The sequence below is a fragment of the Paenibacillus sp. 01T442 genome, from assembly GCF_056398345.1.
On the sequence record NZ_JBFTPF010000054.1, the window covers coordinates 26,989 to 39,916 of the forward strand.

The window sequence follows — 12,928 nt, forward strand, 5'->3', positions numbered from 1 at the left end:
ACCCCTAATCGAGACGACTTAAAGGTAGGTGCACATTCATGGCTATTCGTATTATTGTTAAAGATCCAGATCCTGTGCTGCGCGAGAAAGCGATCACAGTTACGAAATTTAATTCCAATCTGCATAAATTGCTTGATGATATGGCAGATACGATGTATGAAGCGGAAGGCGTTGGTCTTGCTGCTCCACAAATCGGTATTCTGAAGCGTGTAATCGTGATGGATTGCGGCGAGGAGCATGGCGGGTTAATCGAAATGGTGAATCCTGAGATTGTTGTTTCCAGCGGGGAGCAAATGGGGCCTGAAGGCTGCTTGAGTATTCCTGGGCTTCGCGGTGATGTGCTTCGTGCGTTGAATGTAACGGCGAAAGGGCAAGATCGCAATGGGAATCCGATTGAAGTGACAGGCACGGAGCTGCTTGCTCGTTGTATTTTCCATGAGATTGATCACTTAAATGGCGTATTGTTTACGGATCTTGCGGTCAAAACGTATACAGCCGATGAAGAAGAGGAAGAAGAAGCGTGAATATCATTTTCATGGGTACACCAGAATTTGCAGTACCCTCCTTGCAAGCACTCTTGGAGGAAGGCTATAACGTGACAACGGTTGTCACGCAGCCGGATCGGCCGAAGGGACGCAAACGCGTCCTTACGCCGACGCCAGTGAAGGTAGAGGCCGAGAAGCATGGCATTCCCGTGCTTCAACCAGTGAAGCTGCGTGAAGCAGATTCCGTAGAGCAGATTCGCCAGCTTGCACCTGATTTAATCGTAACAGCAGCTTATGGCCAAATTTTACCGAAATCGGTGTTAGATTTGCCTAAGTATGGCTGCATTAATATTCACGCATCGCTGCTTCCGAAATATCGGGGGGGAGCGCCGATTCATCATGCTGTCATGCGAGGTGAGGCTGAAACTGGCGTAACCATTATGTATATGGCGGTTGGATTGGATACGGGAGACATGATCTCGCGTGTGGCACTTCCGATTGAGGATACGGATACGACAGGAATGTTGTTTGACAAGCTGAGTGTTGCTGGGGCTGATTTGCTGAAGCGGACGCTGCCTGATCTCTTGGCTGGTCGGATTCAGGCTGTTCCTCAGAATGAGGCGGATGCGATCTATTCACCTAATATTCGCAGGGAAGATGAACTTCTGGACTGGTCGCGTTCTGCTGTCGAGCTGTGGAATCACATTCGAGGGTTAAATGCCTATCCTGGTGCTTACACGTTCTGGAATGGTGATGTGCTGAAGGTATGGGCGAGCTTGAAGCCAGAGCAAGCAGGTCAGGATCGGTCTGGCGCAGCGCCAGGAACCGTACTCAGCTGCAGCGAGCAAGGGATTGAAGTCATGACGGGAGCAGGTACTTTGTGGCTAACGGAGATTCAACCTGCTGGCAAAAAGGCGATGCCGGTATCTGAATTCATTCGCGGCGTGCAAATTCCGGCGGGTACGGTATTGGGTAACGCGTAAGGGTAATTCGATATAGTGCTTATGTAAGACTGATTTTCTATATTTACAATGCCACGAAAAAAATGAGGTATTTGATTTTGTCTACGACTAAACCAACTCGTCCGCAACATGGACATACGAATTCGCAGAGATCGGGTAAGCCCTCTGCGCCAAAATCATCCTCGGGCGCTGCGAAGAGCAGCGCTGTTAAGCGTTCTGCCCGTGATGCGGCACTGGATGTACTTATTCGAGTTGAAGAGAATCAGTCCTATAGTAATCTCCTGTTGAACCAAGTGCTGCAGAAGCATGCTCTTGAGCGTGCAGATGCTGGACTGGCGACGGAGCTTGTGTACGGTACGATTGGGCGCCAGAATACGATTGACTTCTTCTTGGAGCGCTTCGTCAGCAAAGGTCTTGCGAAGCTGGAGCCCTGGGTGAGGTGCCTGCTGCGGCTGAGTTTCTATCAGCTGCATTATTTGGACCGCATCCCTGACCATGCGGTCGTGAGCGAAGCGGTCAATATCGCGAAGCGCCGAGGCCACCAAGGCATCTCGGGCATGGTCAACGGCGTGCTGCGCGCGATCATCCGCAGCAAGGACGAGCTCACGCTGCCGGCTGCGCTCGGCGACGTGAAGCGCATCGCGCTGAGCCATTCCCATCCGGAATGGCTCGTGCGCCGGTGGATCCGTCAGCTCGGCCCTGAGCTGACGGAACAGATCTGTGCGGCGAACAACGAGCCGCCGCAAGTGAGCATTCGTGCGAACGCGAGGCGGCGCAGCCGCTTGGAGCTGCTGGAGCAGCTCCAAGCTAGTGGCCTCAGCGCGGAAGCGTCAGAGCTGGCCCCGGCCGGCATCCTTGTGCAGGGGGCCGGGAACATGGCGCTAGTCCCCGGCTTCCAGCAAGGGGACTTCTCGATTCAAGACGAGAGCTCGATGCTCGTCGCCGAGGCTCTTGACCCGCGTCCAGGCATGAAGGTGCTGGACTGTTGCGCCGCCCCTGGCGGCAAGACCGCCCACATCGCGGAGAAGATGGACGATGTKGGTCAGATTTGGGCTTGTGATCTGCATGAGCACAAGCAGAAATTAATCGCAGATCAAGCGGAGCGTCTGGGACTATCGTCGATTCAGACGCTCGTGATGGATGCTGCGAAGCTGGATGAGCATTTTGCGGCGGAGTCTTTCGATCGCATCCTGCTTGATGCACCTTGCTCTGGCCTTGGGGTTATTCGCCGCAAGCCAGATCTCAAATGGGCGAAGCAGGAGGCGGAGATCGAAGCGATCAGTGAAACGCAGTATGCGATTCTGAGTCGTGTACACCGTCTGCTCAAGCCAGGCGGCGTACTGGTGTACAGCACGTGCACGATTKAACAGGCAGAGAATGAGGGCATGGTCGAGCGCTTTCTTGCCGAACACAGCGAGTTCGAGCTAGCTCCGCTGCCAGCGGATGTTTTCACGGAGATTGACCCGAAGGCGGCTACGTCTGGCATGGTGCAAATTTTGCCGCAGCAGTTCCATTCGGACGGTTTTTTTATCGCTCGGCTGCGTAAGCGTGACGTGTAACAGACAGGGACGTGTGTTCGTTCCTGCTTTGTGTTAAAATATTTTAAAATAGACGAAATAACAACAGGTTGTGATAAATGTGGGTATTAAGCCGTATCTGAAAGAGAAACCGTTTGTATATGATTTGAATTGGGATGAGTGGCAAAGCTGGGTCAAAGAAAATGGGGAGTCTGCGTTTCGTGCCGGTCAAATTTTTGATTGGTTATACATTAAGCGCGTTTTCAGCTTCGACGAAATGTCGAATTTACCGAAAACACTTCGCGACAAGTTGAAGGATCAGTTTGAGTTCGTTACCCTGTCGGAGATTACGAAATATCAATCCCAGGATGGCACGGTCAAGTTCTTGTTTGAGCTTGAAGATAAGAACGCTATTGAAACTGTCGTGATGAAGCATAATTACGGCAACAGTATTTGCGTAACGACCCAAGTCGGCTGTAGAGTCGGCTGTACGTTCTGTGCGTCCACTTTGGGCGGATTGAAGCGGGATCTACGACCAGGCGAGATTGTCGCCCAGGTTGTGAAAGCGCAGAAATTGCTTGATGAAACGGGAGAGCGTATCTCTTCCATCGTGATCATKGGGATTGGTGAGCCTTTCGAAAATTATGAAGCGACCATGAATTTCCTGCGTGTCATGATTCACCCGAAAGGGTTGAATATCGGACAGCGTCACATTACGGTATCGACGAGTGGCATCGTACCGAACATTTATAAGTTCGCGGATGAGAATTTGCAAGTGAATTTGGCGATTTCGATCCATGCGCCGAATGATGCACTGCGATCGAAGCTAATGCCTGTTAATCGCAGGTTCCCTTTCGTAGATCTCATCGAAGCTTGTAAATACTACATTGCCAAAACGGGCAGACGGATTACGTTTGAATATGCCCTCATGGGCGAAGTGAATGACCAGCCTGAGCATGCGGAAGAGCTGGCGCTTGTCTTGAAAGATATGCCGCTCAGCCATGTGAATCTGATTCCTGTCAATTTTGTGGCTGAACGTGATTTCAAGCGTACACCCCGAGATGATATTTTTACCTTCCAACGTATTCTGGAGAAGGGCAAAATTAATGCCACCATACGCCGTGAACAAGGTAGTGATATCGCTGCTGCCTGCGGACAATTGCGAGCTAAGCATATGGAGAGCAGTAAATGAGGTGAGAGCCGGATGAAGATGGTAAGTCGTACCGATATAKGGAAGGTCCGTCAAGTCAATGAGGACCGTGCCGCTATCTACCATCAACTCAATGGCCTATCGTTGGCTATTGTTGCGGATGGAATGGGGGGGCATCAAGCTGGTGATATTGCCAGTCAAATGGCCATTGACACGATTGGAGCGCAATTGCAATCCATCCATTGGGGAATGTCGGTGGAGTCCTGTAAGCAAATACTGAGGGAAGCGATTGAGAAGGCGAATGAGGAGATTTATGCTTTTGCGTCGGATCAAGAAAAGTACCATGGCATGGGAACGACTGTCGTTGCCATTATTGCTTCACAGGAGCTTCTCATTATCGGACATATCGGAGATAGTCGTGCGTATAAACTGACTGGGGATTCCATTCAACAACTGACGGAGGATCATTCCTTAGTTTACGAGCTTGTTAAGAATGGACAGCTAACGATGGAAGAGGCTGATCATCATCCAAGACGTAATTGGATTACACGTGCACTAGGCACTGAGCCTAGTGTGGAAGTGGATCTCTATGAGTACACGTGGCGTCCAGACGATGTTATTCTCATTTGTTCGGATGGTTTGAGCGGATTGGTCGATGATGYGGATATTCTGCGAATTGTTCGGGAAAACGAGCAGTTGGAAGATGCGGCAGATGCGTTAATCCAGAGCGCGCTTCGCGAAGGCGGAGATGATAATGTAACGGTCCTTTTATTTGCACATGATCAGGATTCGGACGAAAAAAGGGGTGATGGGAATTGATCGGTAGAAAGCTTGGAGGCCGCTATGAGATCTTAGAACGTATTGGCGGAGGCGGCATGGCTTTAGTCTACAAAGGGCATGATTTGCTTTTGAATCGTAAAGTGGCTGTCAAAGTGCTGCGTTCACAGTATGTACACGATGAAGAATTCATTCGTCGTTTCCGCAGAGAAGCACAAGCAGCCGCTTCCCTATCTCATCCTAATGTTGTCAGTATTTATGACGTTGGGCAAGAAGAAGATGTCCATTACATCGTGATGGAATATATTGAAGGCAAGACGCTGAATGATTTGATTAAAGAAAAGGCGCCATTACAGGTGGAAGATGCGGTTCATTATGCAAGTCAAATTGCAGATGCACTTGATCACGCTCATCATAATGAAATTATTCACCGCGATATCAAGCCGCACAATATTCTAATTGGCAAAAACGGCCGTGTAAAGGTGACGGATTTCGGTATTGCTAGAGCTGCGACCTCATCTACGATTACGCAAACCGGATCTGTCGTCGGTTCTGTTCACTATTTCTCGCCTGAGCATGCGAAAGGCACGAATACGGGGGAAAAATCGGATTTGTATTCGCTTGGCATTGTGATGTATCAAATGCTGACCGGTCGACTTCCTTTTCTGGGGGAAAGTCCGATTTCCGTCGCCTTGAAGCATTTGCAGGAAGATGTGGAAGAGCCGCGTAAAGTGAATCCGCTGATTCCGCAAAGTGTAGAGAACATTATACTGAAGGCGATGCGCAAAAAGCCGGAAGAACGGTATCAATCTGCGAAGCTGATGATGGCCGATCTCGATACGTGCTTGGCTCCAGATCGTCGGAATGAAGCGAAGGTTGCTTTCTGGGATGCTTATGGTATGGATGAAGAACGTACGTTGGTTATGCCAGCCATTCGCGCCGATCAGCTAGCGCAATTCGATGACGACGACGATGATGAACCAGACAAGCCAGCTTGGCGAGAAGAGCCTGCTCCTTCGAAGGGGAAAGGCTGGATTAAGCCGCTCATCTGGATTGCTGTTTTGTTAATTGTGCTGGGCGCCATGTGGTATATGGTTGGTTATGTGAAAGGGATGTTCGCCATTGAGACTGTTGAGGTCCCGAATGTTGAGAACAAGATACTGACACAAGCGCAAGCCGAACTAACGGTTGCCAAATTAGGCTGGACGGTTGAATACGACGCGGATAGCAAGCTGCCCAAAGATACGGTCATTCGTCAAGRTCCAAGCGGGATGAGACTGAATGTTGGTACGAAGGTCATTCTTTACGTGAGTAAAGGCATTCCCAAAGTCAAAATGGACAATTATGTGGGGCAAACCCTAAACGATGTTAAATTAAAGCTGCAGGGACTCGGTATTAAGGATGACCAAATTACGATCAAACCTGAAACATCCGACAATGCGCCGGATCTGATTCTCAAGCAGTCACCGCCTCCTGGTGAGGAGTTTGAACTGGAAAAAGCCGCAATTACCTTAACGGTGAGCAAAGCGAAGGAAACGGTTAAAATGCCAGACTTAGTTGGCTTGGCGGAAGCAGAGGCGAAGGCACAAATTACGAAGCTGGGTCTGAAGCTCCCCGTCAATGGCATTACTCGTGAGAAGAGCTACAAAGTAGCTAAAGGGAAAGTAATCGCCCAGTTTCCTTATAAAAAAGATGAGGAAGCCTCCATTGGCGGGGAGATTTCACTCGTCATTAGTGATGGCTTGCCAGAGGAAGCTGGTCAACTGACAGTTAGCGTACCTGTGAAGCCTACTACAGAAGGCAAGGACTCTGTGTTCAAAATTATTGTGAGCGACGCCCAGTATGAGAACTTCGAATACTTGACGGAAAAAGTCTCGAAGCCGCAAAACTTGGATGTTAAAGTCATTGTTTCACCGGACAAAAAAGCCGTAATCTTGATCAAAGAAGGAGACAGCTTGGTTAATTCAATCACACGCACCTATCAAGATTATTTGGATCAGAAAAATGGGAAGACGGTATCGCCTAGTCCATCCCCGACTCCGAAGACACAAAATACCGGACCCGCTATTCCCGTTGGTGGGAATGGCCAAGGTCAAACTGGTGGAACAGCTTCTAAACCACCTGCTGGAGGGGCCAATTAATGCCGCAAGGACTCATTGTCAAAGCGCTTAGCGGTTATTATTATGTATTGCCTGAAGGAGCTGCTCTTCTGGAGGGGAATACGGTGACCTGTCGTGGAAGAGGCGTGTTCAAAAATAGAAATATAACGCCGCTTGTTGGAGATCGTGTTGTGTACGAAGCCACAGAGAATGGGGAAGGAACCGTTACGGAAATCCTTCCTCGCTCTTCGGAGCTTATTCGTCCGCCGATCGCGAATGTGAACGTGGTTGTGCTTGTTTTTTCGGTGACAGAGCCTGTTCTGAATACGCAGCTATTGGACAAGTTTCTCGTGCATATCGAAAATACGGGGATTGATGTCCTGTTATGCTTTACCAAGAGCGATTTGCTGACGGATACGGATGACAATGCCTCTCATGCCAAAGAAATGACTTCGACTGAATTTAAGCGAATTACGACTCTTTATGAGGGAATTGGTTATCCCTTCGTTACGACGAGCTCTAGACTAGAAGAGGGCGTAGCGGCGATTCTACAGCATTTGGATGGCAAAGTGAGTGTGTTTGCTGGACAATCCGGTGTTGGCAAGTCCTCTTTATTGAATAAAATGATTAGCGGTCTTGATCTGGAGACGAATGCGATCTCTCAGCGATTAGGAAGAGGCAAGCATACGACTCGTCATGTGGAGCTGTTGCCTCTTGCTAATGGGGGCCTTGTTGCCGATACACCGGGCTTCAGCCAGTTGGACTTCATGGAGGTCGACGCGGAAGGCTTGAGCAGTTGTTTCAGAGAGTTCGCGGCTGTTGCTGAGGGCTGTCGATTCAGAGGCTGCTTGCATTTGCATGAACCGGACTGTAAAGTGCGGGACGGCGTTGCGAGTGGGACGATCGCAGCTTCTCGTTATGATCATTACCTGCTATTTCTAACTGAAATCAAGGAACGGAAGAGGAGGTATTAGGCGTAATGGTATATGTAGCACCTTCTATTTTATCTGCCGATTTTGCCAAGCTTGGCGACGAGATTAAGGCAGTGGAGCAGGGCGGAGCAGATTGGATTCATGTCGACGTTATGGATGGGCATTTTGTGCCCAATATTACGATTGGTCCATTGGTTGTTGACGCGATTCGTCCAGTCACCAAGCTGCCGCTTGATGTTCATTTGATGATCGAAAAGCCGGACCGCTATATTCCTGATTTTGTCAAGGCTGGCGCGGATCTGATTTCTGTACATGTTGAAGCTTGTACGCATCTGCACCGGACGCTCGACCTTATTAAGCAAAGCGGTATTAAAGCTGGCGTTGTGTTGAATCCTGCTACACCAATTTCGCTGATCGAGCATGTGCTTGATGAGCACTTGGATCTCGTGCTCATTATGACGGTGAATCCAGGCTTTGGTGGGCAGGCGTTCATCCCTGGTATGCTGAATAAAATTCGCGCGCTGCGTGAGCAGGCGAATGCGAAGGGGCTTACGGGGCTTCACATAGAAGTAGACGGCGGTATCAACGAGATAACAGCTCGTCAGGTCATAGAGGCGGGCGCTGATGTCTTAGTAGCCGGCAATGCCGTATTCGGGCAACAGGACCGTACTGAGGCCATTAGACGAATACGCGGCTAAAAGGGGACAAAGGACAATGAGATTTCTCTGGTTACTGATGTACAGTCTGCTTTGCGCGGTTTTATTGACGTGTTTTTCAACCATAGATGATTTTGTGAAGTACATTTTCTCGCTTGGCGCTCTCTACGTAGGGATGCGGTTCTTCCGTCGATTTGAACAAATTAGCTTCCGCGTATGGTTTATCGTTATTTCGGTATTCTTCTATTTCATATTCAGTTTAATTGTTGCATTGTACAATGAGGTGGGCATAACCGCTCCATAGCACGCATACATATAGTTACAAGAGTGATGCGCTCTTGTAGCTTTTTTTGCTTTCTGGAAGCAACTGAATTGTGGGAGGAAGTAAAAATAGAAGGCACTTTTTCTACGCTCTGGGCATACACTGTTGTAATGATGTTTTAGGAGCAGTCATGCACGTTGTGAAACGTTTGCTCAAGAAGGTCAGTGAACTGGGGCTAGAACAAGCAGAAGCTTGTGAATAAGGCGGCTGACGGGCCGCGAAGTGAATGCTTGAACGAGGTCAGTGGACTGACGATCATTCTAAGCTGATGCTTTCGAACCCAGTTTTCTGACGAAAACTCTAAGGAGGGGTAGAGAATGAAATTCTACACAATCAAACTGCCGAGATTTTTGGGAGGATTCGTGAAAGCCGTACTTAATACGTTTAGTAAAAACTAGGGTTTGCCCATACCTTACGTCATTCTCCCCAGGAATGCAAAAAAAGCACCGATTAAGGTGCTTTTTGTCATTCACATAAGTAAGTTAAGTATCCGTAGCTACGAATTAAACGCGAGCCACTTTTCCGGATTTCAACGCACGAGTACTTACGTAAACCCGTTTCGGTTTACCATCAACGAGGATGCGAACCTTTTGAACGTTAACTCCCCAAGTACGCTTGTTTTTATTGTTAGCGTGGGACACGTGATTTCCTGAACTAGGACTTTTACCTGTAATGAAACATTTGCGGGACATGTTTGACACCTCCTTCGGCAGTATACAAAGAAGCCTGGGTGGCAAGCCTAAGCTTGACATGACAGTATTCCTCAAATTTTTACTTGTGATACGTGAACGTAACCAGCAAAAACACACTTAAACATAATAGCATAGCAAAAGGAGCCTAGTCAACGAATTAGCTTCATTTTTGCCGTTTATTTATGAAGTATGTTATAGTACAATGAAGATTAGTCTTGGTATAGCGAAACTTGAAGGAGTTGTTACATAATGCCGATTGAACTCACAACCGAGTATGGAAAAGTGTATATTACCAATGAAGTGATTTCAACTCTGGCCGGATCTGCTGCATTAGATTGCTATGGTCTTGTAGGCATGGCAACGAGAAAGCAATTGAAGGATGGTATAGCTGAGCTGTTAGGTCGAGACAATTTGAGTCGTGGTGTCGAAGTTCGTAGAGAGAACGGCCGACTTGAAATTGATCTTTATATTATTGTCAGCTATGGAACCAAAATATCCGTAGTGGCAGGTAATGTCCAAACGAAAGTCAAATATATTTTAAATGAAGTTGTAGGGCTGCAAGTAGACGACGTGAACATCTTTGTTCAAGGCGTGCGAGTGGCCAAATAAAAGCCCGATAACCAGGAAGGGGAATCACTTTGAGTAAGCGCTTTATTTCAATAAATGGAAATGACTTCACTGCCATGGTCTTGGCGGGTGCGGATAACCTTCGCAGGAATGTAGATAAGGTTAATGGATTGAACGTATTCCCTGTACCCGATGGAGATACTGGCACCAACATGAATTTAACACTCACAGCAGGCTGTGAGGAACTGAAAAAGAAGCCATCTTCTCATATTGGGAAAGCAGCTGATGCATTGTCCAAAGGGTTACTGATGGGTGCAAGAGGCAATTCCGGTGTGATTTTGTCACAATTGTTCCGCGGTTTCGCGAAATATGTGCATGATTTAGAAAGTGTGAATGGCCAACAATTTGCGGCTGCCTTGCAGCAAGGCGTAGAAACAGCGTATAAGGCTGTTGTGAAACCGGTTGAGGGCACGATTTTAACAGTATCGAAGGAAGCGGCTAAACATGCCGTGCAATTCCGCCGCAGCAGTGATGTATTGGATTTGATGAATGAGGTGTTGGGCAGAGCCAAGGAAGCACTGGCCAAAACACCAGATCAACTTGCGATTCTTAAACAGGTCGGTGTTGTTGATGCGGGAGGCCAAGGTCTTGTCTGTGTCTACGAAGGTTTCGTAACGTCGTTAAGTGGCGGATTGGTACAAGTCGATGAGGACTTTGCTACGATGGATACGAATCTAGGTGAGGTGTCTCTTCTTCCTGGTATGAATTTGGCCAAAGAAGTACATGCTCATATGCCAGCACAAGCCCATTTAGCTACGGAAGATATCGAGTTCGGCTATTGTACGGAATTTATGTTGACGATTGCTCCAGGCAAGGTCAAGGGCTTTACGTTTGATGAAGGCGTATTCCGTGAGCAGCTTAGCAAGCTKGGAGATTCGCTCCTTGTTGTTGCTGATGAAGAGCTCGTGAAGGTGCATATTCATGCAGAATACCCTGGCGAGGTTATGAATCAAGCGATGAATTACGGCGCACTCAGCCGGATCAAAATCGAAAATATGCGTGATCAGCATTCACATATATTAGAAGACGTGACGCATGGATATGAGGCTCCTGTTGTGAGTCCTGCTGCTGCAGTTGCAGTTGCTGTGCCCAATAAGCCGTATGGCTTCGTTGCAGTTGCACTGGGTGACGGAATTACGGACATTTTATCCAGTGTGGGTGTGGATGTCGTGCTGTCTGGCGGACAAACGATGAACCCAAGTACAGAGGATATCGTGAACGCAGTGAACAGTATTGATGCGGACACGATTTATGTGCTTCCGAACAACTCGAATATTATTTTGGCCGCGCAGCAAGCGGTTGATCTCGTCGATAACAAAACACTGATCGTCATCCCATCGAAATCCATTCCGCAAGGACTAGCAGCCATTCTGGCTTTCCAGGAGAAGGCGGATGCACAGACGAATACGGACGCGATGAATGAATCACTGCGACGTGTGAAATCCGGTCAAGTGACGTATGCGGTGCGTGATACGAACATGGATGGGATCGATATTAAACAGGGCCATTTCATCGGTATTCAAGATGGGCGGATTGTCTCTTCGCAGCCAAGTCTGATGGACGCTTGCAAGAAGCTGCTGGAGGAAATGATCGATGAAGGCAGCGAAATCGTAACGATCCTGACGGGCGAAGATGCGACGGAGGAAGGCATGGAAGAGTTGGAGAATTTTATCCAGTCGATGTATCCAGATATGGAAATTGAGCTTCATCCTGGTGGACAACCCTTGTACGCTTACCTATTCTCCGTTGAATAGGATCGTACAAGCAGGTAGTGTAAATTCGTGATTGGAGTGAGCCCTGTGACAAATATTCGTATTGTAACGGATAGCACGGCCGATATTCCATTGGCTGTCAGAGAATCGTTGAACATCGAAATGGTGCCGCTCAAAATTAATTTTGGCGAAGAACAGTATTTGGATGCGGTGACGCTGCAGTCGGAGGATTTCTATACGAAGCTGACGTCATCCTCACACTTCCCAACAACGTCAACGCCTTCACCTGGTGAGTTTCTGAACTTCTATCAGAGCTTATTGGAGGAACCTGATGCCGAGGTGATCTCGATTCATTTGGCTTCCGTGTTGAGTGGAACGTACAGGACAGCTGAATTGGCTGCTTCAATGCTTGAAGGAGATCAAGTCGGCAGGGTTCACGTCATTGATTCTTGTTCGGCCTCGTATGGGATAGGTGCGCTTGTTGTAGCTGCTGCCGAAGCGGCTCGAGCTGGGAAAAGTGTGGACGAGATCCTAAAGCTCATTGAGACGATGAGAGCGCAATATTATATTTATTTCCTTGTAGACACGCTTGAGTTTCTTCAGAAAGGCGGTAGGATTGGCAAGGCTTCGGCCTTGTTCGGTTCCTTATTAAACATTAAGCCGATTCTTTCTTTAGATCGTGCAGGTGAAGTGACGGTTATTGATAAGGTTCGTGGTAACAAAAAAGCGATTGCACGCATTCTTGAGTTGTTAGCGGCGGATTTGTCCGACAAGACGATCCGCACGCTGCATATTGCTCATGCTAATAATCTGGAAGGTGCGGAGGGGCTGCGAGAGGCCATCGTGCAGCGGTTCGCTGTGGAGCACGTGGAATATATCACTTTAGGTCCTGTTATTGGCGCACACGCTGGACCAGGTACCATTGCAGCCTTCGTAGGTACGGTGTAAGAGATGGATTTAAATCAAGTTGAAGTACGTGAAGTCCATGGAGTTGGCG

General features: G+C 48.3%; 14 protein-coding genes. 13 read left to right on the plus strand and 1 reads right to left on the minus strand.

Annotation, left to right across the window (positions count from 1 at the left end; genetic code table 11):
* Positions 1-38: 38 nt before the first annotated feature.
* The 10 genes from def to spoVM all read left to right on the plus strand — a co-directional run bounded on the left by def (position 39) and on the right by spoVM (position 9,298).
* Entirely contained in the window at positions 39-524 is a 486-nt protein-coding gene (def, locus tag AC1DLM_RS26930; protein WP_171635543.1) for a peptide deformylase, read from the plus strand.
* Positions 521-1,468, plus strand: coding sequence for a methionyl-tRNA formyltransferase (gene fmt / locus AC1DLM_RS26935; RefSeq protein ID WP_477571678.1), 948 nt, complete (start codon positions 521-523; stop codon positions 1,466-1,468). The genes def and fmt overlap by 4 nt, the downstream gene beginning before the upstream one ends.
* A 62-nt stretch (positions 1,469-1,530) precedes the next feature.
* Complete coding sequence (gene rsmB, locus AC1DLM_RS26940; protein ID WP_477571679.1) at positions 1,531-3,006, plus strand: 16S rRNA (cytosine(967)-C(5))-methyltransferase RsmB; 1,476 nt, start codon at positions 1,531-1,533, stop codon at positions 3,004-3,006.
* Between the two features lie 79 nt (positions 3,007-3,085).
* Entirely contained in the window at positions 3,086-4,156 is a 1,071-nt protein-coding gene (rlmN, locus tag AC1DLM_RS26945; RefSeq protein ID WP_477571680.1) for a dual-specificity RNA methyltransferase RlmN, read from the plus strand.
* Between the two features lie 12 nt (positions 4,157-4,168).
* A complete protein-coding gene (locus AC1DLM_RS26950; RefSeq protein ID WP_477571681.1) occupies positions 4,169-4,933 on the plus strand; it encodes a Stp1/IreP family PP2C-type Ser/Thr phosphatase in 765 nt (254 codons plus the stop codon).
* Positions 4,930-7,032: a Stk1 family PASTA domain-containing Ser/Thr kinase gene (gene pknB, locus AC1DLM_RS26955; RefSeq protein WP_477571682.1), complete on the plus strand. Its 2,103-nt coding sequence runs from the start codon at positions 4,930-4,932 to the stop codon at positions 7,030-7,032. Before AC1DLM_RS26950 ends, pknB begins: the two co-directional genes overlap by 4 nt.
* Positions 7,032-7,964, plus strand: a complete 933-nt coding sequence (gene rsgA / locus AC1DLM_RS26960) for a ribosome small subunit-dependent GTPase A (protein ID WP_477571683.1) — start codon at positions 7,032-7,034, stop codon at positions 7,962-7,964. Before pknB ends, rsgA begins: the two co-directional genes overlap by 1 nt.
* 5 nt (positions 7,965-7,969) lie before the next feature.
* A complete protein-coding gene (gene rpe / locus AC1DLM_RS26965) occupies positions 7,970-8,620 on the plus strand; it encodes a ribulose-phosphate 3-epimerase (RefSeq protein WP_477571684.1) in 651 nt (216 codons plus the stop codon).
* A gap of 16 nt (positions 8,621-8,636) precedes the next feature.
* A complete protein-coding gene (locus AC1DLM_RS26970) occupies positions 8,637-8,882 on the plus strand; it encodes a hypothetical protein (protein ID WP_171635556.1) in 246 nt (81 codons plus the stop codon).
* Between the two features lie 335 nt (positions 8,883-9,217).
* A complete protein-coding gene (gene spoVM, locus AC1DLM_RS26975) occupies positions 9,218-9,298 on the plus strand; it encodes a stage V sporulation protein SpoVM (RefSeq protein WP_036634233.1) in 81 nt (26 codons plus the stop codon).
* A 105-nt stretch (positions 9,299-9,403) separates the two neighbouring features.
* On the opposite strand, the gene rpmB is transcribed toward spoVM, so the two are convergent.
* Entirely contained in the window at positions 9,404-9,592 is a 189-nt protein-coding gene (rpmB, locus tag AC1DLM_RS26980; RefSeq protein WP_029197753.1) for a 50S ribosomal protein L28, read from the minus strand.
* Between the two features lie 249 nt (positions 9,593-9,841).
* Between rpmB and AC1DLM_RS26985 the strand changes: the two genes are divergently transcribed.
* The 3 genes from AC1DLM_RS26985 to AC1DLM_RS26995 are packed head-to-tail and all read left to right on the plus strand — an operon-like array spanning position 9,842 to position 12,879.
* Positions 9,842-10,201 carry an Asp23/Gls24 family envelope stress response protein gene (locus tag AC1DLM_RS26985; RefSeq protein WP_028558212.1) on the plus strand — a complete coding sequence of 120 codons (360 nt, stop codon included), beginning with the start codon at positions 9,842-9,844 and terminating at the stop codon, positions 10,199-10,201.
* Between the two features lie 29 nt (positions 10,202-10,230).
* Positions 10,231-11,973, plus strand: coding sequence for a DAK2 domain-containing protein (locus tag AC1DLM_RS26990; protein ID WP_441989117.1), 1,743 nt, complete (start codon positions 10,231-10,233; stop codon positions 11,971-11,973).
* Between the two features lie 45 nt (positions 11,974-12,018).
* Positions 12,019-12,879, plus strand: coding sequence for a DegV family protein (locus AC1DLM_RS26995; RefSeq protein ID WP_477571685.1), 861 nt, complete (start codon positions 12,019-12,021; stop codon positions 12,877-12,879).
* The last annotated feature ends 49 nt before the right edge of the window (positions 12,880-12,928 follow it).